Below are 21,967 nucleotides of genomic sequence, written 5' to 3'. Positions count from 1 at the left end.
GCATGGCAGATATCAGAAACAATTTCGTCGGCATCAAATCGCCCAATCCGTTCTGGCTCGCTTCGGCGCCGCCGACCGATAAGGCCTACAACGTCATCCGCGCCTTCAAGGCCGGGTGGGGCGGCGTGGTGTGGAAGACGCTGGGCGAGGAAGGCCCGCCGGTGGTCAACGTCAACGGCCCGCGCTATGGCGCGATTTGGGGCGCCGACCGCCGACTGCTTGGCCTCAACAATATCGAGCTGATCACCGATCGCGACCTGCAGGTCAACCTGCGCGAGATCAAGCAGGTCAAGAAGGACTGGCCCGATCGCGCCATCGTCGTCTCGCTGATGGTGCCTTGCGTCGAGGAGGCCTGGAAGGCGATCCTGCCGGTGGTCGAGGAGACCGAAGCCGACGGCATCGAGCTCAATTTCGGCTGCCCGCACGGCATGTCGGAGCGCGGCATGGGTGCCGCCGTCGGCCAGGTGCCGGAATATATCGAAATGGTGGTGCGCTGGTGCAAGCAGAACACCCGCATGCCCGTCATCACCAAGCTGACGCCCAACATCACCGATGTGCGCAAGCCAGCGCGCGCGGCACACGCCGGCGGCACCGACGCGGTTTCGCTGATCAACACCATCAACTCGATCACCGGCGTCGATCTCGACAGCTTCGCGCCGCAGCCGACCATCGACGGCAAGGGCTCGCATGGCGGCTATTGCGGCCCGGCGGTGAAGCCGATCGCCATGAACATGGTGGCCGAGATCGCGCGCGATCCCGAAACCCACGGCCTGCCGATCTCCGGCATCGGCGGCATCACCACCTGGCGCGACGCGGCCGAATTCATGGCGCTCGGGGCCGGCAATGTGCAGGTGTGCACGGCGGCGATGACCTATGGCTTCAAGATCGTGCAGGAGATGATCGCCGGCCTGGAAAACTGGATGGACGAGAAGGGCCATGCCTCGCTCGACGACATCGTCGGCCGCGCCACGCCCAATGTCACCGACTGGCAGTATCTCAACCTCAACTACGTCGCCAAGGCGCGTATCGACCAGGACGCCTGCATCAAATGCGGCCGCTGCCACATCGCCTGCGAGGACACCTCGCATCAGGCGATCACCAGCATGGTCGACGGCAAGAGGCACTTCGAGGTGATCGAGGCCGAATGCGTCGGCTGCAATTTGTGCGTCAATGTCTGCCCGGTCGAGAACTGCATCACCATGGAGCCGCTGGCCGCCGGCGCGATGGACCAGCGCACCGGCAAGCCGGTGTCGCCGATTTACGCCAACTGGACGACGCACCCCAACAACCCGATGGCCAAGGTGGCGGCGGAGTAGCGAGCCGTTCGACAAAAACGGCGCCTTCGGACGCCGTTTTTTCATTTTCCTATTGCAGATAAACATTATCCACGATAAAGAATATCCATGATTAGGAAATCCATCCAATGAAGTTGGGCGAGGGCGTTGAGGCAGCCATCCACTGCGCCGCCATGCTGGCCGGTGTCGAAGGCAACAGCACCATGGCGGCCTCCGCTATGGCGGAGGCTTTCGGCCTGTCGCCGAGCTATCTCCTGAAACATCTCAACATGCTTACCGCCGCGCGCATCCTGGAATCGGTCTCGGGACCGGCCGGCGGCTATCGGCTGGCGCGGTCGGCCGAACGGATTTCGCTGCTCGATATCGTGCTGGCCGTCGAAGGGCGTGAGCCGGCCTTTCGCTGCGGCGAGATCCGCCGCAACGGTCCGGTCAGGCTCGACGCGTCTGCCTATGTCAAACCCTGCGGCATCAACGCCGCGATGCTGAAGGCCGAGAAGGCCTATCGCGCTGCACTCGCCGAAGCAAAGCTGTCCGACATCGTTTCGGAATACGTGACCGATGCCGATCCGCGTTCGGTCGCCGCCGGCTGCGCCTTTGTCGCGCGCCATCAGCGGCCGCAGAAATCCAGTTCAACCAAGCAAGCGTAAAGGACATCAGATGAAACAGAGGCTGCAATTTTTCGCCAAGGCGCCGGAGATCATGAAGGCGGTGTCGGCGCTCAACAAGGCGGTGGACGAATGCGGGATCGAGGAAAGCCTGCTGCACCTGATCAAATTGCGGGCGTCGCAGATCAATGGCTGCTCGTTCTGCGTCGAGATGCACAGCCGCGAGGCGAGGCGCGACGGCGAGACCGAGCAGCGGCTCTACCTGGTGTCGGCGTGGAAGGAATCGCCTCTGTTTTCAGAGCGTGAACGCGCCGCCTTAGCCTGGACCGAGGCGGTGACCCTGATCGCCAACAACGGCGTGCCGGACGAACTCTATGCAAGGACACTTGAGCATTTCTCGGAAGAAGAATTGGTCAAGCTGTCCGTCGCGCTCGGCATGATCAACACCTGGAACCGGCTCTGCGTCCCGTTTCAGGCACTTCATCCGATGCCGGCGGCCAAGGCCGCCTGATTGTCCGGTCAGTTTTGGAGCGCCGTCGAGAGGCGGCGCTCCAATCGTTTTTCAAAGGGAGAGTTCGATGCCTGCCGATTTGCCTTCGGGCTTGTTGTTTCTTGGCCGCCTGCTGCTCGGCGGCGCCTTCGTTTTCGCCGGCCTGCGCAACATTCAGAACGCGGCTTTCCTGACCCAGCTGATGGCCGCGCGCGGCGTGCCGCAAGCGCGGTTGGCGCTGTGGCTTGGCATCGTGCTTCGGCTCGCCGCCGGCGTGCTGGTGATCGCCGGCCTGTGGACGGCAATCGCTGCGGCGGTACTGCTGCTATTCCTCATCGTCGCCACGCCGATGTTCCACAATTTCTGGGACCACCAGGGCCCGGATCGGGCTTCGCGCATCAATGGCTTCGTCGGCAATGTCGCATTAGTCGGCGGTTTCCTGACGCTGATCGCGCAGTCTGTTTGACAGTCCGGCCGCGGCCCTAAGCCATTTTCGTTCCCTCGATGCGCGTTTTCAGGACAAGGGCGGACGCATGGCGCAGACGGCATCGATCATTAAATCGGAACCAATCGAGCCGTTGACGCATTTGGCACCTGTATGCCGAGCATCCAGGACACAATATGAAAATTGCCCATGTCGCGCCGCTTTATGAGTCGGTGCCGCCAAGGCTCTATGGTGGCACCGAACGCATCGTGTCGTATCTCACCGAAGCGCTCGTCGAGTTGGGGCATGAGGTGACGCTGTTTGCCAGTGGCGACAGCCGGACTTCCGCAAAGCTGGTGGCCGGCCGGGAATGCGCGCTTCGCCTCGATCCGCGTCCCTTCAAATCCGAGATCGCGGCGCATCTTTCGATGCTTGCCGATGTGCGGAAACGGGCGCGGGAGTTCGACGTCATCCACTTCCATCTCAGCCACTTCCTGCACTTTTCCTTCTTCGAGGACATGGCGGAGCGGACGGTAACGACGCCGCATGGCAGGCTGGATTATGTCGACCTGGCGCCGGCCTATGCGCATTTTCCGCGCTTTCCGATGATTTCCATTTCGCGCAGCCAGAAGGCGGGCCTCGCAAAGGCCAACTGGTTGGCGACGATTCACCACGGACTGCCGACCGACATCTACGAGCCGAGTTTCGAGACGACGGCGGAGGAACCCTATCTTTGCTTCCTCGGCCGGTTTTCACGCGACAAGCGCCCGGACCGCGCCATCGAGATCGCCTTGCGCTCGGGTTTGAAACTGAAGCTTGCGGCAAAGATCGGCGACGACGATCGTTCCTATTTCCACGAGATGGTCGAGCCTTTGATCGACGGCGACCGTGTCGTCTATGTCGGCGAGATCGAAGAGGACCAGAAAGTGGAATTTCTCGGCAAGGCGGCTGGCCTGCTGTTTCCGATCGACTGGCCGGAGCCGTTCGGTCTTGCCGCCATTGAGGCTATGGCCTGTGGCACGCCGGTGATCGCCTGGAATTGTGGTGCACTGCCAGAGATCATCGATCAGGGCGTAACCGGTTTTATTGCCGGGTCGATGGACGACGCCGTCGCCGCGGTGCCGGACCTGCTGCGACTCGACAGGCGAAAGGTGAGGGCTGTTTTCGAAAAGCGGTTTTCCGCCAGAAGAATGGCTGGGGACTACCTCGCCGCCTATGCGCGCCTGATCGGCGTCCCGGTTGAGGCGAAGGCATCGTGAGCAACGTTCGAGCGATGGCAACGAAACAATAGGATTTGTGACGAATGGCCCAACTCGATGAGCGCCAGCTCGATCCCGCCGTAGCGCTTGCGTCGCTCGACGCGACCGCTCCTCGTGAGCCGCACCGGCTGTTTGCGCTCAAGCAGGCCGACTGCTTTGCGGTTGCCGATGCCTATGGCGACATACGCGGCGCCGGCGACGGTTTCTTCCGCGACGATACACGGGTGCTCTCCGAATTCCGGCTGACCATCGGCGGCAGGCAGACGTCGCTGCTTGGCGCCTCCCTCAGCCAGGACAATGTGCTGTTCACCGCCAACCTGACCAATCTGCCGATCCAGAGCGTCAGCGGCCGCGACATTCCGCAGGGCGCGATTCATATCGAACGCGTCAGGCTGCTATGGCAGGACAGGCTGTTCGAGCGCATCACCCTTTCCAACTACAGCCGGGAGACCTCGACAATCGGCGTTTCCCTGCACTTTGCCGCCGATTTCCGTGACATGTTCGAAGTGCGCGGCTCGACGCGGCCGAGGCGCGGAATGGCCCATGTGGCCGAGATGAATGCGACATCCGTCCTGCTGCGCTACGAGGGGTTGGATGAGTTGGTGCGCGTATCGGCGATATCGTTCTCGCAGGCGCCGGACAAATTGACCTCCGAACGCGCCGATTTCCTGGTTGCCGTCACCAAGCGCAGCAGCAAGGTGTTCTATGTCGAGGTCGGTCCCGAGATGGCGGATGCGCCTGACCGCGACCGTTTCCGGGCGGCCGCCGCCCGGGCTCGCTTTGGCATGCGGGCCAAGCGCCGCCACGGCGCAACGGTGCACAGTTCGGGCCGCGTCTTCAACGACTGGGTGGAGCGCGCCCGCGCCGATGTCGCGCTGCTCACAACCGAACTGGCGACGGGACCCTATCCCTATGCCGGCATCCCCTGGTTCTCGACGGCGTTCGGCCGTGACGGCGTCATCTCGGCGCTGCAGATGCTGTGGCTCAATCCAGGCCTGGCGCGGGGGGTGCTGGCCTTCCTTGCCCAGCACCAGGCGACGGAGACATTGCCATTCAGCGATTCGCAGCCCGGCAAGATCATGCACGAGACGCGCAAGGGCGAGATGGCGGCGCTGCGGGAGCTTCCGTTCGGCCGCTACTATGGCGGCGTCGACACGACGCCGCTCTACATCCATCTCGCCTGTGCCTATGCCGATCGTACCGGCGACATGGCGTTCATCGACATCCTGTGGCCGTCGCTGTGCGCCGCGGCAGAATGGACGGAGGAGGCGGGCCGCGAGACCGGATTCGTCACCTACCAGCGGGCCGCCGAGTCCGGCCTCGCCAACCAGGGATGGAAGGACAGCTTCGATTCCATCTTTCACGCCGATGGCCGCATCCCCAAGGGTCCGATCGCGCTGGTCGAGGTTCAAGGCTATGTCTTTGCCGCCTTCCGGGGGCTGGCCGCACTTGCCCGTCGCCGCGGCGAGGACGAGAGGGCCGATCACTGGGATGACCGCGCGGAGGCCATGCGGGCAGCGGTGGAACGCGATTTCTGGGTCGACGATCTGGGCTTTTATGCGTTGGCGATCGATGGAGCAGGGGAGCCCTGCAAGGTGCGGACCTCGAATGCGGGCCACCTCCTCTTTGTCGGACTGCCTGAGCCGGAGCGGGCGCGGATGGTCGCCGATCAGCTTCTTTCCGCCTCCTTCCATTCCGGCTGGGGGTTGAGGACGCTTGCCGACGATGCCGTGTTCTTCAACCCAATGTCGTATCACAATGGCTCGATCTGGCCGCATGACACCGCTATGTGCGGTACCGGCCTGGCGCGCTACGGCGAGCGTGAAAGCGTGGTTCGCCTGTTGAGCGGCACGTTCGAATCCGCGGTCCATTTCAACATGCGGTTGCCGGAACTGTTCTGCGGTTTTACCCGAGCGCCGGGCGAAGCACCGATCGCCTATCCCGTAGCCTGCCTGCCGCAAGCGTGGTCGGCGGGTTCCGCCTTCATGCTGATGCAGGCCTGCCTTGGCCTGGAAATCGACGGCTGGGATGGTGAAATCCGCGTTACCCGTCCCAGGCTGCCGATAGGCATCGACACGCTCACGCTTCGCCACCTAGGCGTCGGCGAAAGGGTGGTCGATCTTACCTTCCAACGCGTCGGCGATCGGGTAGTCGCGTTCCTCGCGGACCGCCATGAAGGGCTGGTGCCGCTCGTCGTCAGAACATGAACCAAATTGGGCGGAACCGATCCCGGCTTTCTGCGTTGCAAAAAGCACAGGCCCGAACGGCGGCCCTATCCCCGCGGGTAGTCTTAAATCGGGAACACGAACAAGACGGCGGCCGAACGGCCGGAGGTGAGTTGATATTCCAATGACAAATTACGGTGCGGACCTGCTCTGGGTTCTGATCTTTGCGAGCCTCGGTTTTTCCGCTTTCGCCGTCTTCGTCTCCATATCGCGTCAGCGCCGCAGTCGCCCTCCGACGGTTGCACATATCGCCGGCGAAGACGTAGCCGCGGAAGCGGCGCGCAAGGTGATACGCGAGTTCGAAAAGAATGGCCAATCGGCCGATGCGGCGCTGGTGACATGGTCGCCTGAAACATTGCGCAAGATTCTGGCCGACGACCTGCCGGGGGCGCAGGTTATCGTGGTGTCCAACCGCGAACCCTATATCCACAACAGCAAGAATGATGACGTCGAATTACTGGTGCCGGCCAGCGGGCTGGTGTCTGCGCTCGAGCCGATTACCCGCGCCTGTGGCGGCACCTGGATCGCCTATGGCGGCGGAACGGCGGACCGTCTCATGGTCGACGACAACGACCGCGTGCAGGTGCCGCCCGGCAATCCGTCCTATACCCTGCGCCGGGTCTGGCTGACGGAGGAAGAATATCAGAGCTACTATCTCGGCTTCGCCAATGAGGGCCTCTGGCCGCTTTGCCACATCGCCTTCACCCGGCCGATCTTTCGCGCCTCGGATTGGGAAGCCTATCAAGCCGTCAACCGGAAGTTCGCCGACACGGTGGTGGCCGAGGCGCGTAACGAGCGGCCGATCGTGCTGGTCCAGGACTACCATTTCGCGCTGCTGCCGCGCATGATCCGAGAGCGCCTGCCCGAGGCGATCGTCATCACCTTCTGGCACATCCCATGGCCGAATTCGGAGGTTTACAGCATTTGCCCATGGCGCGAACGCATCCTCGAAGGGCTGCTCGGCAGTTCGATCATCGGCTTCCATACCCAGTTCCATGCCAACAATTTCACCGAGAGCGTCGATCGCTTCCTGGAAAGCCGTATCGAGCGGGCGGATGCGGCCATCTCCTATGGTGGGCAGACGACGCTGGTGCACGCCTATCCGATCTCGATAGAATGGCCGGCGGACCTGCTGGCAAAACTGCCTGATGCCGATGACTGCCGCGCCCGCCTGCGGAATAGGTTCGGACTTACGGCGGATGTGAAGCTGGCCGTCGGGGTCGAACGTCTCGACTACACCAAGGGCATTCTGGATCGGTTTCATGCGCTGGACGAATTGTTCAAGCGATACCCTGAGTGGATCGGAAAACTGGTCTTCCTGCAGATCGCGGCCCCCAGCCGTGGCACGCTCCCGGCCTACAAGCTGCTCCACGACGAATGCCATCGCTATGCAGAAGAGCTCAACCAGCGTTACGGCAGCGAGGGCTACAAGCCGGTGATCATGGTGGCTGAACATCATTCGCAGGAACAGGTCTATGAGATCTATCGGGCCGCTGACATATGCATGGTCACCAGCCTGCATGACGGCATGAACCTGGTCGCAAAGGAATTCGTCACGGCGCGCGACGACGAACAGGGCGTCTTGATGCTCAGCACATTCGCCGGTGCTTCGCGCGAATTGCTGGAGGCGCTGATCGTCAACCCCTACGACGCGGCCATGATGAGCGAAGCGCTGCTGCAGGCGCTGAACATGACGCCAGACGAACAGCGCGAGCGCATGCGGCCCATGCGGCAGATGGTTCGCGACAACAATGTCTATCGCTGGGCCGGCAGCATGCTTCTGGACGCGGCACGCTTGCGCAAGCGCGGTGACCTCGATCGCGTAACCGGTGCTGGCGACCGGCCGCCGGGCATCGACAATGTCGTGTCCATGTTCGAGCGGAAACGGGTGGCGCTGTCATGAGTGAAATCCTGCAAAAGGTTGCGAGCAAAACCCTGCAAAAGCCGCAGGCCTTGCTGACCGGCGATTGGGCGTTGTTCCTCGACATCGACGGCACCCTGCTGGAGCATGCGGAACATCCGGACGCCGTCTCGGTCAGCGCCGAGCTTCGCGCTTTGCTGCAAGGCCTGGATCACAAGTTGAACGGCGCATTGGCCTTCATCACAGGCCGCTCCGTTGCGGCCGTGGACCAGTTGTTTCAGCCTTTGAAGCTGCGCGCGGCCGGGCTTTATGGCCTGGAACACAGGCTCCTGCCGGGCGACGACGTCGAAATCGCGGATGAGCCGTCGGATATTGCGGCTCTTGCCGACGAGATCGAGGCCGAGCTCGGTCGTGGGGCGTATATCGAGCGCAAAGGCCGGGTGCTGGCCATCCACACGCGCGCCGCCCCGCACCTGCTCCCTCGCGCGACGCAGCTTGTCGAGCAAGCGCTGGCCGTGCTGCCCAAGGGCTACCGGGTGGTTGCCGGCAATGCCGGTGTCGAGTTGCTGCCGCTCGAGGCGGCCAAGGGCGCCGCGATCCGGCGTTTCATGGATATCGCGCCATTCACCGGCCGGCGCCCGGTCTTCCTGGGCGACGACACGTCGGACGAAAACGGCTTCGAAACCGTCAACGATGCCGGCGGCATATCGATAAGGGTCAAACCACCAGAATATACCACGGCGCAGTACGGCCTTGCCGGCGTTGCCGAGACGCTCGCCTGGCTGAGAGGCCAACTTTAGGTCTACGGCGCAACCGCGATCGCGCGTGCGGGAAAGGAAGGAAAGGAACGGTTTCGATGGGACGCCTTGCACAATTGATTCGAGAAATCACGCCGAATTGGCTTCATTCCCGCTCGCATGGGACCGCCGGCGTCTCACCGTCCGATGCCGATTCCAGATGGCAAGAAGCGATCGACAACAAGATGTATGGGGCCGACACGCCTGATTATTCCCACGTTCCGGAGCGCCCTGTTAAGCCGCAAACCGCAGACCGCCATCGCACGTCAGCACCTGGCCGGTCATGAAGCCGTTGGATACGAGAAAGGCTATTGCCTCCGCGACGTCCTCGGCGCGGCCGACGCGGCCGACCGGGGTCTTGCCGGCATAATCGGCAAAGAGCGCCTGTCGCTGCTCCTCGGGCAGAAAATCCCACCACGGCGTGTCGATGACGCCGGGCGCGACGACATTGACGCGCAAGGGCTTCAGCTCCACCGCCAGGATCGGCACCACGGTCAACAGCATGCCGTTGATGGCAGCGATGCCGGCGACGCCCGGCATGGCGAGCTGAGCCGAGACGGCCGAGATGAAGGTGACCGATCCGCCCTTGCTGAGTGTCGGCAAGGCCGCCTGCAGGCAGGACAGTTGCGGGCGGACTTTCTCGTCGACGCCGCTGCCGATGTCGGTCAGGTCGAGCGTCGGGAAAGGGCCAAGGCCCTTGCCGCCGCTCGCCGCCAACACGAGATGATCGAACGGGCCAAGGCGCTCGAAGAACCCGCTGACCTCGTCCGGCTTCGCGGCATCGAAAGCAGCCTTGTCGGCAGCGCCACCAAGGCTTTTCCACGCGCTCCTCAGCTTCTCTTCGTTGCGACCGGTGATGGTCACCTTCATGCCGGGGCCAAGCAGTTTGTGCGCCGTCGCCAGGCCGATGCCGGACGAGCCGCCGATGATAACGGTGTGCTGGGTTGCCTTGGTCATGAACGCTGTTCTTTCGATGTTGGTGAGGCCGGGCCGATGAGGTCGAGACTCAAGGCGCGCAACTGTTGTCTTGCCTTGGCGTCGTAGGCTTGGGCATCGGCTCGGGATTCGCGCAGGCCATCGAAATAGAGGCCGCTTTTTCCGTCGAGCGCTGGCGACGTGGCGAGATTGAGGATAGCGTCAGCCCCGGTCTCGACCGAGTTCCAAGGCGTGACACCCGCCTGCCGAACCATGGTGGTGTTCATGTAACTCGCCGGATGCAGCGCGTTGACGATGACGCCGGTACCCTTTAGCTGCTCCGCAAGGTCGATGGTGAACAGGATCTGCGCCAGCTTGCTCTGGCAATAGGCGCGCACGCCGTCATACGAGCGGGTCAGCATGACATCGCCGAAGTCGATCGCCTGCTGCCCCGCCGAGGCGACATTGACGATGCGCGCCGGAGCACTGGCCTTCAGCAACGGCAGAAGCTCCGACGTCAGCAGAAAACCAGCGAGATAATTGACGGCGAAGCGCAGTTCGTAGCCATCGGCGCTGACCTGGCGCTTGGCGCCTTGCCCCGCGGTGCCGACACCGGCATTGTTGATGAGGATGTCGAGCCGGTCCGTTCCGGCGCGCACGGCCTCAGCGAGACGGCGGACCTCGGCCAATGACGACAGGTCGGCGACCAGAAGCTCGGCCTTGCCGCCGGTGGCTTCAATTTCAGTGATAACAGCCTTGCCGCGCGTTGCATCGCGGCCATGTACCAGCACGCGGGCGCCCGCGGCGCCGAGCCGTTGCGCGACGACGCGGCCGACGCCGTCGGTTGAGCCGGTGACGAGGATTGTCTTGTCTTTCGGGTCCATGTTCAGAGCCTCCGTTCTGTTGCTCTGAGTGGAAGATGGGGCAGTTGGCGCGAGCCAAACAGTTCAAACTTTATCCTGGTATCAATACTGCTATATTAGGCGCATGGAGTCCCAACCCCGCCCGACCCCTACTCACTCGGCTGAAGACAGCCGCCGGCGCGAGCTTGGCGCCTTCCTGCGCTCGCGCCGCGAAAGGCTGACGCCGTCAGCCGCAGGCATCGCCACGGGTCTCAGGCGGCGCACGCCGGGCTTGCGCCGAGAGGAGGTGGCGATGATCGCCGGCGTCGGCACGACCTGGTACACATGGCTGGAGCAAGGGCGTGAGGTCAGGCCGTCGGTCGAGGTGCTGACCGCGCTCGCCGAAGCGTTGCGCCTCGACGTCGCCGAAAAACAGCATTTGTTCATCCTTGCCGACCGCCAGCAGCCGGAGCGCCGTGCCGTAGCGCCGGAAAAGGTCGACGGTCCGTTGCTGCATATGCTGCAGAGCTTGGTGCTGCAGCCGGCCTATGTTGTCGGGCGGCGCTGGGACGTGCTGGCCTGGAACCCGGCGGCGGTCGCGGTGTTCGGCGATTATGGCCTGCTGGAAGGTGACGCCCGCAACATCGTCCACATGGTGTTCACCAACCCGCACCACCGGCGCCTGCTGGTTGACTGGGAGCAATTGGCGCGCACCGTGCTTGCCTCGTTTCGGGCCGCAAGCGCCAGATATGTCGGCGACCCGGATTTCGAGCGGCTGATTGAGTTGATGACACGCTCTAGCCCCGAGTTTCGCAGTTGGTGGCCGCAGCGCGACGTCGCGCACCGACTGTCGGGAGTGAAGCACGTCCGGCACCCGAGCGCAGGCGCCATGACCTTCGAGCATATGAGCTTGTCGATCGGCGACGGCTCCGACATGAAGCTGATCGTCTACACGCCGCTTGCCGAGCAAAACTCCGTCGCCAAGCTGCAGACATTACTGGACGCGCTGCCAGCCGAACGTCGCAGCGCCTGAGGTGTCAGCCCTTTGGCTTGAGCCCGTCGAGGAACAGCTGCTCCAAGAACCTCGCCGCGTCCTCGAAGCGGCCGTCACCGCCGCGGTTCGGCCCGAGCACGGCGCGGACCTGGACGTCGAAGTCAGCATAGTGCTGCGTCGTTGCCCAGATCGAAAAGATCAGGTGCCAGGGGTCGGTGCGGGCAATCTTGCCGGCGCGCATCCAGCCCTTGATGACGACGGCTTTCTCGTCGACCAGCGTTTTCAACTCGCCGGCCAGCAGCGGCATGATGCGCGGCGCGCCTTGCAGGATCTCGTTGGCGAACAGCCGGCTCTCGCGCGGGAAATCGCGCGCCATCTCCAGCTTGCGCCTGATATAGCTGCGCAATTCGGTGAGCGGATCGCCAATGTCGTCCAACTCGCGCAGCGGCGCAAGCCAGGTGTCGAGAAGGCGCTGCATCAGCGTCTCGTGGATGTCTTCCTTGCGGCGAAAATAGTAGAGCAGGTTCGGCTTCGACATGCCGGCGGCTTCGGCGATCTGGTCGATGGTCGAACCACGGAAACCGTTGGTGGAGAACACCTCGAGCGCCGCCTCCAGGATGAGTTCCCGCTTTTCCTGCTGGATGCGGGTCCGGCGAGGGGCGTCCGTCCCGGTGGTCACCGTTGCAAGCCCTCGTGTTGAGGGTCATCTGGACCAATTCTCTGGACCAGTTTTTCCCTAGCCTGTGGAACGCACTTCAGGTGCTGCATTTCCGCTAGTAATCCCTTGACCGCCGGCAGGGCGGTGCTAACGTTTGTCCAATCGGTCAAAATTTGCGTAGCATGAAAGCGCGGCAAAGACCAAGCGTTGGGCGCACCGAAACAGGTTACAAGGGGAAGTCTTGGTCATGTCCAACCGGCTGAAAGTCACGCCGAACGATCTCAGCGCATTTTGGATGCCGTTCACGGCAAACCGGCAGTTCAAGCAGGCGCCGCGCATGATGGTGTCCGCAAAGGACATGCATTACACGACCAGCGACGGCCGCAAGGTGCTCGACGGCACCGCCGGCCTGTGGTGCGTCAACGCCGGCCACTGCCGGCCAAAGATCACCGAGGCGATCCAGCACCAGGCCGCCGAACTCGACTATGCGCCCGCCTTCCAGATGGGCCACCCGATCGTCTTCGAACTGGCCAACCGCCTGGTCGACCTCGCGCCCAAGGGCATGGATCATGTCTTCTTCACCAATTCCGGTTCGGAATCGGTCGAAACCGCGCTCAAGATGGCGATCGCCTATCACCGCGCCAGGGGCGAGGGCTCGCGCACGCGCCTGATCGGCCGCGAGCGCGGCTATCACGGGGTCAATTTCGGCGGCATCTCGGTTGGCGGCATCGTCACCAACCGCAAGATGTTCGGCACGCTGCTCGGCGGCGTCGACCATATGCCGCACACGCATCTGCCGGAAAAGAACGCCTTTACCAAGGGCGTGCCGGAGCATGGCGCGGAACTCGCCAACGAACTGGAGCGCATCGTCGCCCTGCATGACGCCTCGACCATCGCCGCCGTCATCGTCGAGCCGGTCGCCGGTTCCACCGGCGTCATCCTGCCGCCGAAGGGCTATCTGCAGAAGCTGCGCGAGATCTGCACCAAGCACGGCATCCTGTTGATCTTCGACGAGGTCATCACCGGTTTCGGCCGTCTCGGCACGCCGTTCGCCGCCGATTACTTCGGCGTCACGCCCGACATCATGACCACCGCCAAGGGCGTCTCCAACGGCGTTATCCCGATGGGAGCGGTGTTCGTGAAGAAGGAAATCCACGACGCCTTCATGACCGGTCCCGAGCACATGATCGAGTTCTTCCACGGCTACACCTATTCGGGCAATCCGATCGCCTGCGCAGCCGCTCTGGGCACGCTCGACACCTACAAGGAAGAGGGCCTGCTCACCCGCGGCGAGGAGTTGGCGCCGTACTGGGAAGACGCACTGCATTCGCTGAAGGGCGAGCCGAACGTCATCGACATCAGGAACATCGGCCTGATCGGAGCGATCGAGCTGGCGCCGATCGCCGGCCAGCCGACCAAACGGGCCTTCTCCGCCTTCGTCAAGGCGTTCGAGCGCGGCGCATTGATCCGCACCACCGGCGACATCATCGCGCTGTCGCCGCCGCTGATCATCACCAAGGGCCAGATCAACGAGTTGATCGACCATGTCCGGGAAGTGCTGAGGGCGATCGATTGAAGAACTGGACGCGGATATCCCTCCCCCTCGAGGGGAGGGTGGCCGCGAAGCGGTCGGGTGGGGTCGGTGCGGCAGTGCGCCGACCTGATCTTTTGCTGCGAGGTCGCTCCTGATGCCCCGTACCCGCGTCAGTTTCGAAATGCGCCAGAAGGCGCGCGCGCTTCGAGTTCACGCGACCAAGGGCGAATCCCTGCTGTGGTATGAACTGCGGGAGCTGAAGTCGGTGGGCATCAAGTTCCGCCGCCAGTGCCCGATCGGGCCTTATATCGTCGACTTCGCGTGCCTCGCCGTAAAGCTGGTCGTAGAGGTCGATGGTGATCTGCACGAACACGAGAGGGGTAAACGGCACGATGCCGTCCGCGATGCCTATCTCCGCTCGCTCGGGTTCGACGTCTTTCGCGTTGACGAGCCCGATGTCATAAATAGCGCTTGGCATGTCGCACAGGTGGTCAAGGAGAAGGTCGAGCGCATGTTCGGCGACCCCACCCGACCGCTTCGCGGCCACCCTCCCCTCGAGGGGGAGGGGGACGCGGGCGTCCTGCAATCGATGAGGTTTTAAAGCATGGCCGCACCCGGCGAGAATCTGCGAATCAATTCAGACCGTTTGTGGGATTCCATCATGGAGATGGCGAAGATCGGCCCCGGCATTGCCGGCGGCAACAATCGCCAGACCGTGACCGACGAGGACGGCGAGGGCCGGCATCTGTTCAAGCGCTGGTGCGATGCGGCCGGGCTCGAAATGGGCGTCGACGAGATGGGCACGATGTTTGCCCGCCGAGAAGGCACCGATCCCAGCCTGCCGCCAGTCTATGTCGGCAGCCATCTGGATACGCAGCCGACGGGCGGCAAATATGACGGCGTGCTCGGTGTGCTGGGCGGGCTTGAAGTGGTGCGCTCGCTCAATGATCTCGGCATCAAGACCAAACATCCGATCGTCGTCACCAACTGGACGAACGAGGAGGGCGCGCGCTTCGCGCCGGCGATGATGGCGTCCGGCGTGTTCGCCGGCGTGCTCGACCAGGCCGATGTCTACGGGCACACCGACCAGCAGGGGAAAAAATTCGGCGAGGAGCTCGAACGCATCGGCTGGAAGGGCACCGAGAAGGTCGGTGACCGCAAGATCCACGCTTTCTTCGAACTGCATATCGAGCAAGGACCGATCCTCGAGGACGAAGACATCGACATCGGTGTCGTCACCCACGGCCAGGGCCTGAAGTGGCTGCAGGTAACGCTGACCGGCAAGGAGGCGCATACCGGTTCGACGCCGATGCCCAAGCGCCGCAATGCCGGGCTCGGCATGGCACGCGTGATCGAGCTGGTGCACGAGATCGCCATGGACTACCAGCCCGATGCCGTCGGCGCGGTCGGCCACATGGAGGTCTATCCCAACTCGCGCAACATCATCGCCGGCCGCACCGTCTTCACCATCGATATCCGCTCGCCCGAGAAGGAAGTGCTGGACGCCATGGACGGCCGCATCCGCGAAGGCATCGACACGATCTGCGAGGCGCTCGACATCCGCTACGAGATCGAACAGGTCGGCGCTTTCGATCCGGTCACCTTTGACGCCGGTTGCGTCAAGGCGATCCGCGATGCCGCCGAACGCCTCGGCTATTCCCACCGCAACATCGTCTCCGGCGCCGGCCATGACGCCTGCTGGATCAATCGCGTTGCGCCGACCGCCATGGTGATGTGCCCCTGCGTCGACGGGCTGAGCCACAATGAGGCCGAGGAGATCACCAAGGAATGGGCCAGCGCCGGCGCCGACGTTTTGTTCCATGCAGTGGTGGAGACGGCTGTCATCGTGGAGTGAGCTTAGAAACTACTTTCCAAACGCCGCTCGCAAAGAAGCGCGAAGAGAGCAAGGGAACACGAAAATGACCAAAGTCATCAAGAACGGCACCATCGTCACCGCCGACCGCACGTGGAAGGCCGATGTGCTGTTCAGCCACGGCAAGATCGTCGCCATCGGCGCGGGACTGCATGGCGACCACGAGTTCGACGCCACCGGCTGCTACGTCATGCCGGGCGGCATCGACCCGCACACCCATCTCGAAATGCCGTTCATGGGCACCTATTCGGCCGACGATTTCGAATCCGGCACGCGGGCAGCCCTTGCCGGTGGCACGACGATGGTGGTCGATTTCTGCCTGCCGGCGCCGAAGCAGTCGCTGCTCGAAGCGTTGCAGATGTGGGACAACAAGACCTCGAAGGCATCCTGCGACTACTCCTTCCACATGGCGATCACCTGGTGGGGTAAGCAGGTGTTCGACGAGATGGCTGATGTCGTCGACAGGGGCATCACCTCGTTCAAGCACTTCATGGCCTACAAGGGCGCGCTGATGGTCGACGACGACGAGATGTATGCGTCGTTCCAGCGCTGCGCCGACCTCGGCGCGCTGCCGCTGGTGCATGCCGAGAACGGCGACGTGGTCGCCGCCCTGTCGCAGAAGCTGCTTGCCGCCGGCAACAATGGTCCCGAGGGTCATGCTTATTCGCGGCCGCCGGAAGTCGAGGGCGAGGCGACCAACCGCGCCATCATGATCGCCGATATGGCGGGCGTGCCGCTCTATGTCGTGCATGTCTCCTGCGAGCAGAGCCACGAAGCGATCCGCCGGGCGCGGCAGAAGGGCATGCGGGTGTTCGGCGAGCCGCTGATCCAGCATCTGACACTCGACGAGAGTGAATATTTCGACAAGGACTGGGACCATGCGGCGCGCCGCGTGATGAGTCCGCCCTTCCGCAATAAGCTCCACCAAGACTCGCTCTGGGCCGGCCTGCAGGCGGGCTCGCTGCAGGTGGTGGCGACCGACCACTGTGCCTTCACCACCAAGCAGAAGCGCAACGGCGTCGGTGATTTCACCAAGATCCCGAACGGCACCGGCGGGTTGGAAGACCGGATGCCGGTTCTATGGACCACCGGCGTCAACACCGGCCGGCTGACGATGAACGAGTTCGTCGCGGTGACCTCGACCAACATCGCCAAGATTCTCAACATGTATCCGAAAAAGGGTGCCATCGTCGAAGGCGCCGATGCCGACATCGTCGTCTGGGATCCCGGCGCCAAGAAGAAGATCACGTCGAAAAAGCAGCAGTCGGTGATCGACTACAACGTCTTCGAAGGGTTCGAGGTGACTGGCCTGCCGCGCTTCGTCTTCTCCCGCGGCGAATTGTCGATCCAGGAGGCCGAGGTCAAGGCCAAGCCCGGCCATGGCGAGTTCGTCGCTCGCGAGCCGAATGCGGCGGTCAACCGGGCGCTGTCGACGTGGAAAGAGATTTCCGCGCCGCGCAAGGTGGAACGCACCGGTATCCCGGCGACCGGGGTTTGAGCTTGGCGCGTTCGGCCGCGCTTTTTTCGTTGGTCCTGGCGGCAATTGTCTCCGGCCCGGCAGCAGGCGGCGTGCTGGCCGGCTCCTGGGGCAATGATGTCGGGTGTGCCGGCCTCAAGGTCGGCTATCAGGACAGTGACGCTTATATCGTCCTGACCGCCGAAGGCATCGAAACCTATGGCAGCGGCTGCCGGTTCGCGCATCAATTGAAGCCGGTGCTGGGTGCACAATCGCTGATTTCGACCTGTTCTGCCGAAGGCGAGGCAGGAACGACGGTCGAAACCGTCGTGGTCACCAACAAGGGAGTGGATGGTTTCTTTGTCGCCATCCCCGGCCTTGAGGAAATGGGGCCGCTGCAATCATGTTTGTGACGTTTTGGGGGTGAGCATGCGTGGTTTTGGTCTATCTGTCGCGATGGTTCTCGTGCTGGCTGCGGGCCAAGCCTCGGCGGCGGGCATCGATCTGTCCAAGCCCTATGGCAACAAGTCCGGTTGCATCAACAAGAACGGCCAGAAAGTCTATGCGGAAGACATGCTGCTGCTGAACGCTACGGAATTCATCACCGCGACCAACGCCTGCACCTTTACCGACAAGAAGACGCAGGCTGACGGTTCGCTGGTGGTAAAGTCAATGTGCGAGGCAGACGGCGGGGATGGTCAGTCGCCGATACAGTTCACCATCAAGCGCAGTCCCAAGAACGCCAAGAAGCTGGTGATCGCGGATGAGGATGGCACTGTGTACGGGGAAGTTTCCCGGTGCCGATGACGCGCAAGTTCCTATCGATGCCGTCGGATTCAGGCGACCAGCGCATCCAGTTCCGGCAACAGGACGACGCTTTCCTGTTCGTTGGGATCGGTGCGGGCAATGACGGCCGAAGACGGGGCGCCGCTCAGATTGGCCGGCAAATGCGGCACGCCGGCGGGAATGTAGAAAAGGTCGCCAGCCTTGACGACGATATGATGCTCAAGCCGGTCGCCATACCAGGTATGGACTTCGCCGGAGAGGACATAGATCGCCGTTTCATGGCTCTCATGCATGTGCGCCTTGGCGCGGGCGCCGGGTGGCATGGTGAGGACGTGCATGCAGATGCCGGAGGCGCCGACGGTTTCGGCGGCGATGCCGGCGAAATAGGTCAATCCCTGCTTGCCTTCATAAGTGCTTTCAGGGCGGATAAGGTGACAAGTGGGTTTGGGCGACATCGGGAAACTCCGGGCGTCGATTGAGTGTGGGACAAGACCAATGGGACAGGGCGAGTGGAAAACAACATCGCAATAAAAGCAATCGGATTCCAGCCGGCGCTGCGGGGACGGGACCAGGCGGGCGGCAGCCGATGACAGGGATTTCGCCAGCCGTCGTCGCGGCAAGCAAACTTGGGCTGACCTTCCAGACCAGTGACGGGCCGGTGCAGGCGCTGTCCAATGTCGATCTCACCATCGGCAAGGGAGAATTCGTCTCCTTCATCGGGCCCTCGGGCTGCGGCAAGACCACGCTGCTGCGCGTCATCGCCGATCTGGAGAAGCCGACCTCGGGGACGATTTCGGTCAACGGCATGACAGCAGAACAGGCACGCGAGAAACGCGCCTATGGCTATGTCTTCCAGGCGGCAGCGCTGTTTGCCTGGCGCACCATCGAGCGCAATGTCGGGCTGCCGCTGGAGATCATGGGCCTGTCCAAGGCGGAGCAGGCGCAACGCATCAAGCGAACGCTCGACCTCGTCAACCTCTCGGGATTCGAAAAGAAATATCCCTGGCAATTGTCGGGCGGCATGCAGCAGCGCGCCTCGATCGCCCGCGCGCTGGCCTTCGACGCCGACCTGCTGCTGATGGACGAGCCGTTTGGTGCTCTGGACGAGATCGTGCGCGACCACCTCAACGAGCAATTGCTGGAACTGTGGGGGCGGACCAACAAGACGATCTGCTTCGTCACCCACTCCATTCCCGAAGCCGTCTATCTATCGACGCGCATCGTCGTCATGTCGCCGCGTCCCGGCCGCGTCAGCGATGTGATCGAGTCGACGCTGCCGAAAGAACGGCCGCTCGACATCCGCGAGACGCCGGAGTTTCTGGCGATCGCCGCGCGGGTGCGCGACGGGCTGCGGGCAGGGCATAGTTATGATGATTGAGGGGGCGAACGATGGGCTTCCTCCTCTCCCCAACGGGGAGAGGGTGGCCGGAGCGAAGCGGAGGTCGGGTGAGGGGGCGGCGCCGACAGATCCGACCAAAAGAAAGGTCGGGGCAACCGAGCGCGCCCGAAAGCTGCGGTTTGACGAGACCGAAGCCGAGTACAGGCTTTGGGGAGAACTGAGGGGCCGTCACCTCAACGGCTACAAATTTGTGAGGCAGGTGCCGCTTGGGCCATTCATCGCTGATTTTGTTTGCCGTGAGATGGGCCTGATTGTCGAACTCGACGGCAGCCAACACGCGGATTCACCAACCGATCCGGCCAGAACAGCTTGGCTGAATGGCCATGGTTATTCGGTTCTCCGGTTCTGGAACCATGAGGTTTTGGCCGAACGTCGAGCGGTCCTGGATACGATCTTGGCTTGCCTGGACGGAAAGATTTCTACCCCCTCACCCGACCTCCGCTTCGCTCCGGCCACCCTCTCCCCGTCGGGGAGAGGAGGGCGCGTACCTGGCGAGGCTCGCTAGATGGACACCTTCCGCGACAAGCTCATTCCCGTGACCTCGATCCTCGCTGGCGTCGTCGTCCTCTGGTATGTTTTCGCCGTCATCCTCAACACACCGTTCCAGCGCGATCTCGACCGCCGCGCCGGTGAATCACCTGCCTTGAGCGGGTTCATCGCCAACACGCTGGCGCAGCCGAAGCCGACGCTGCCGGCGCCGCATCAGGTGGCGGTGAATTTCTTCGAAAACACGTTCCTGCGGCCCGTTACCTCCAGTCGCAGCCTCGTCTACAATGCCTGGGTGACGCTGTCGTCCACGCTGCTCGGCTTTGCTTTCGGCACGGCGCTCGGCATCATCATCGCTGTCGGCATCGTGCATGTGGCGACGCTCGACCGCAGCCTGATGCCGTGGATTATCGCCTCGCAGACCATTCCCATCCTGGCGGTGGCGCCGATGATCATCGTCGTGCTGGCGGCTATCGGCATCACCGGCCTGGTGCCGAAGGCGATGATCTCGACCTATCTGTCGTTCTTCCCGGTGACCGTGGGCATGGTGAAGGGGCTGCGCTCGCCCGAGATCATGCATCTCGACCTGATGCACACCTACAATGCCAGCCGTGCGCAGACGTTCTGGAAATTGCGCGTGCCGGCCTCGGTGCCGTTCCTGTTCACCTCGATGAAGGTGGCGGTGGCGGCAAGCCTGGTCGGCGCCATCGTCGGCGAACTGCCGACCGGTGCTGTCGCCGGCATCGGCGCCAAGCTGTTGGCCGGCGCTTATTACAGCCAGTCCATCGACATCTGGTCGGCGCTGGTCGCCGGCTCTGTGGTGGCCGCACTTCTGGTCATGGTGGTCGGCATTGCCGGGCGCATCGTCGACCGTGCCATGGGCGGGAGGCCGGCATGAACTGGCTGAAGCTTTCCTGGCAAGCTGGGCTGGCCATCGTGCTGTGCCTGATCGCGGTGGCGCTCGGCGCGATGTCGAAGCCGGAAGCGGCGGCGCTTACGGACCCAACGGTCAGCATCAATTATCCCTATCTCGGAGCCAAAAGCCTGATGTTCGGCTTGGCCATACTGGCAGCGCTGGTCTCGATGACCAGGATTCCGCCCCTTGCTGAAGCGATGGTGCTCTTTGTCGGCGCTCACCTGATCGCCTGGCTGCTGATATCGGGCATTACCGGTTTTGAGGGCACCGCACTGGCGCCGTATTTCCTGCTGCTCGCGGCCGCATGGCTGCTTGGCTGGCGCTGCGTGGCGGTGCTGTCGTCATTACGTCCTTTCGCCAGTTGGGCTCGGACGGGGTTGCGCCTGATCATCCCAGCCATCTTCGGCGCCTGGATCCTGATCATCTGGGAAGCGGTGACGCGAGGCGCGGGCATCCCCTTCATCCTGTTGCCGCCGCCTAGCGCCATCGGCGTGCGCATCGCCGGTTCGCTGCCTGTACTCGGCGCCGACGTCCGTCAAACCATCTTCAAGGCGGTTGTCTTCGGCTATGTCGTGGGCAGTGGCGCCGGCTTCATCGCCGCGGTGCTCGCCGACCGTGTGCCGTTCCTACGGCGCGGGCTGCTGCCGATCGGCAACATGGTCTCGGCGCTGCCGATCATTGGCGTCGCACCGATCATGGTCATGTGGTTCGGCTTCGACTGGCAGTCCAAGGCGGCGGTGGTCATCATTATGACCTTCTTCCCGATGCTGGTGAACACGGTCGCGGGTCTCGCCGCCTCGGGCCATATGGAACGCGACCTGATGCGCACATATGCTTCGGGCTACTGGCAGACGTTGTTGAAGCTCAGGCTACCGGCAGCCGCGCCCTTCATCTTCAACGCGCTGAAGATCAACTCGACGCTGGCGCTGATCGGCGCCATCGTCGCCGAGTTCTTCGGTACGCCTGTCGTCGGCATGGGCTTCCGCATCTCGACCGAGGTCGGGCGGATGAACATCGACATGGTCTGGGCCGAAATCGCAGTTGCAGCACTTGCGGGTTCGGTCTTTTATGGCGTGGTCGCTCTTGTCGAAAGAGCCGTCACGTTTTGGCATCCCTCTGTCCGTGGTGGATAGGGGCGGTGGGTTTAAGGGT

Annotated in this window: 23 protein-coding genes; 19 read left to right on the top strand and 4 right to left on the bottom strand. The window is 63.0% G+C overall.

The window, feature by feature from the left end; translation table 11 throughout:
* The first annotated feature begins 2 nt into the window (after positions 1-2).
* From preA to otsB, 8 genes are all read left to right on the top strand, one after another.
* Positions 3-1,316, top strand: a complete 1,314-nt coding sequence (gene preA, locus NKJ90_RS15805; protein WP_352486320.1) for an NAD-dependent dihydropyrimidine dehydrogenase subunit PreA — start codon at positions 3-5, stop codon at positions 1,314-1,316.
* A gap of 107 nt (positions 1,317-1,423) precedes the next feature.
* The gene (locus tag NKJ90_RS15800; RefSeq protein ID WP_023756940.1) at positions 1,424-1,942 is read left to right on the top strand and encodes an RrF2 family transcriptional regulator; all 519 of its coding nucleotides are present in this window, start codon (positions 1,424-1,426) and stop codon (positions 1,940-1,942) included.
* 10 nt (positions 1,943-1,952) lie between these two features.
* Complete coding sequence (locus NKJ90_RS15795; protein WP_023756941.1) at positions 1,953-2,411, top strand: carboxymuconolactone decarboxylase family protein; 459 nt, start codon at positions 1,953-1,955, stop codon at positions 2,409-2,411.
* Positions 2,412-2,478: 67 nt separating this feature from the next.
* On the top strand, positions 2,479-2,856 hold the full coding sequence (locus tag NKJ90_RS15790; protein WP_023756942.1) for a DoxX family protein: 378 nt from the start codon (positions 2,479-2,481) through the stop codon (positions 2,854-2,856).
* A gap of 155 nt (positions 2,857-3,011) precedes the next feature.
* Positions 3,012-4,073 (top strand): glycosyltransferase family 4 protein, encoded by a 1,062-nt coding sequence (locus NKJ90_RS15785; RefSeq protein ID WP_023756943.1) that lies wholly within the window; start codon positions 3,012-3,014, stop codon positions 4,071-4,073.
* 44 nt (positions 4,074-4,117) lie between these two features.
* Positions 4,118-6,280, top strand: coding sequence for an amylo-alpha-1,6-glucosidase (locus NKJ90_RS15780; protein ID WP_352486319.1), 2,163 nt, complete (start codon positions 4,118-4,120; stop codon positions 6,278-6,280).
* A 142-nt stretch (positions 6,281-6,422) separates the two neighbouring features.
* Complete coding sequence (locus NKJ90_RS15775; RefSeq protein ID WP_023756945.1) at positions 6,423-8,201, top strand: alpha,alpha-trehalose-phosphate synthase (UDP-forming); 1,779 nt, start codon at positions 6,423-6,425, stop codon at positions 8,199-8,201.
* Positions 8,198-8,959 carry a trehalose-phosphatase gene (gene otsB, locus NKJ90_RS15770; RefSeq protein ID WP_023756946.1) on the top strand — a complete coding sequence of 254 codons (762 nt, stop codon included), beginning with the start codon at positions 8,198-8,200 and terminating at the stop codon, positions 8,957-8,959. The genes NKJ90_RS15775 and otsB overlap by 4 nt, the downstream gene beginning before the upstream one ends.
* Positions 8,960-9,190: 231 nt before the next feature.
* On the opposite strand, the gene NKJ90_RS15765 is transcribed toward otsB, so the two are convergent.
* Both NKJ90_RS15765 and NKJ90_RS15760 read right to left on the bottom strand, forming a co-directional pair.
* Positions 9,191-9,913 (bottom strand): SDR family oxidoreductase, encoded by a 723-nt coding sequence (locus NKJ90_RS15765; RefSeq protein WP_023756947.1) that lies wholly within the window; start codon positions 9,911-9,913, stop codon positions 9,191-9,193.
* Positions 9,910-10,755, bottom strand: coding sequence for an SDR family NAD(P)-dependent oxidoreductase (locus NKJ90_RS15760; RefSeq protein WP_023756948.1), 846 nt, complete (start codon positions 10,753-10,755; stop codon positions 9,910-9,912). The genes NKJ90_RS15765 and NKJ90_RS15760 overlap by 4 nt, the downstream gene beginning before the upstream one ends.
* 103 nt (positions 10,756-10,858) lie before the next feature.
* Here NKJ90_RS15760 and NKJ90_RS15755 point away from each other — a divergent pair, with 103 nt between their 5' ends.
* A complete protein-coding gene (locus NKJ90_RS15755; RefSeq protein ID WP_023756949.1) occupies positions 10,859-11,746 on the top strand; it encodes a helix-turn-helix transcriptional regulator in 888 nt (295 codons plus the stop codon).
* Positions 11,747-11,750: 4 nt separating this feature from the next.
* On the opposite strand, the gene NKJ90_RS15750 is transcribed toward NKJ90_RS15755, so the two are convergent.
* A complete protein-coding gene (locus NKJ90_RS15750; protein ID WP_023756950.1) occupies positions 11,751-12,386 on the bottom strand; it encodes a TetR family transcriptional regulator C-terminal domain-containing protein in 636 nt (211 codons plus the stop codon).
* A gap of 226 nt (positions 12,387-12,612) precedes the next feature.
* Here NKJ90_RS15750 and aptA point away from each other — a divergent pair, with 226 nt between their 5' ends.
* From aptA to NKJ90_RS15720, 6 genes are all read left to right on the top strand, one after another.
* On the top strand, positions 12,613-13,941 hold the full coding sequence (gene aptA, locus NKJ90_RS15745) for an omega-aminotransferase AptA (protein ID WP_023756951.1): 1,329 nt from the start codon (positions 12,613-12,615) through the stop codon (positions 13,939-13,941).
* A 112-nt stretch (positions 13,942-14,053) separates the two neighbouring features.
* Positions 14,054-14,500, top strand: coding sequence for an endonuclease domain-containing protein (locus NKJ90_RS15740; protein ID WP_023756952.1), 447 nt, complete (start codon positions 14,054-14,056; stop codon positions 14,498-14,500).
* A 3-nt stretch (positions 14,501-14,503) separates the two neighbouring features.
* Positions 14,504-15,754, top strand: a complete 1,251-nt coding sequence (locus NKJ90_RS15735; protein WP_023756953.1) for a Zn-dependent hydrolase — start codon at positions 14,504-14,506, stop codon at positions 15,752-15,754.
* Between the two features lie 64 nt (positions 15,755-15,818).
* A complete protein-coding gene (gene hydA, locus NKJ90_RS15730) occupies positions 15,819-17,270 on the top strand; it encodes a dihydropyrimidinase (protein ID WP_023756954.1) in 1,452 nt (483 codons plus the stop codon).
* A 2-nt stretch (positions 17,271-17,272) separates the two neighbouring features.
* On the top strand, positions 17,273-17,641 hold the full coding sequence (locus NKJ90_RS15725) for a hypothetical protein (RefSeq protein WP_031259513.1): 369 nt from the start codon (positions 17,273-17,275) through the stop codon (positions 17,639-17,641).
* Between the two features lie 16 nt (positions 17,642-17,657).
* Complete coding sequence (locus NKJ90_RS15720; RefSeq protein WP_023756956.1) at positions 17,658-18,035, top strand: hypothetical protein; 378 nt, start codon at positions 17,658-17,660, stop codon at positions 18,033-18,035.
* Positions 18,036-18,064: 29 nt separating this feature from the next.
* Here NKJ90_RS15720 and NKJ90_RS15715 read toward each other — a convergent pair whose 3' ends face one another.
* Positions 18,065-18,469: a cupin domain-containing protein gene (locus tag NKJ90_RS15715; RefSeq protein ID WP_023756957.1), complete on the bottom strand. Its 405-nt coding sequence runs from the start codon at positions 18,467-18,469 to the stop codon at positions 18,065-18,067.
* A 131-nt stretch (positions 18,470-18,600) separates the two neighbouring features.
* On the opposite strand from NKJ90_RS15715, the gene NKJ90_RS15710 reads away from it, so the two are divergent.
* Genes NKJ90_RS15710 through NKJ90_RS15695 form a run of 4 tightly spaced genes read left to right on the top strand, consistent with a single transcriptional unit; the run spans position 18,601 to position 21,948 of the window.
* Positions 18,601-19,392, top strand: coding sequence for an ABC transporter ATP-binding protein (locus NKJ90_RS15710; RefSeq protein ID WP_023756958.1), 792 nt, complete (start codon positions 18,601-18,603; stop codon positions 19,390-19,392).
* Positions 19,382-19,918: an endonuclease domain-containing protein gene (locus NKJ90_RS15705; protein WP_023756959.1), complete on the top strand. Its 537-nt coding sequence runs from the start codon at positions 19,382-19,384 to the stop codon at positions 19,916-19,918. The genes NKJ90_RS15710 and NKJ90_RS15705 overlap by 11 nt, the downstream gene beginning before the upstream one ends.
* The gene (locus NKJ90_RS15700) at positions 19,919-20,797 is read left to right on the top strand and encodes an ABC transporter permease (protein ID WP_023756960.1); all 879 of its coding nucleotides are present in this window, start codon (positions 19,919-19,921) and stop codon (positions 20,795-20,797) included.
* Positions 20,794-21,948, top strand: coding sequence for an ABC transporter permease (locus NKJ90_RS15695; protein ID WP_023756961.1), 1,155 nt, complete (start codon positions 20,794-20,796; stop codon positions 21,946-21,948). The genes NKJ90_RS15700 and NKJ90_RS15695 overlap by 4 nt, the downstream gene beginning before the upstream one ends.
* Positions 21,949-21,967: the final 19 nt, after the last annotated feature.

It is taken from the genome of Mesorhizobium sp. M0051 (genome assembly GCF_040323235.1).
Taxonomy (GTDB): domain Bacteria; phylum Pseudomonadota; class Alphaproteobacteria; order Rhizobiales; family Rhizobiaceae; genus Mesorhizobium.
Note: the sequence above shows the minus strand (reverse complement) of the source record. Positions and strands in the feature narration are given on the sequence as shown.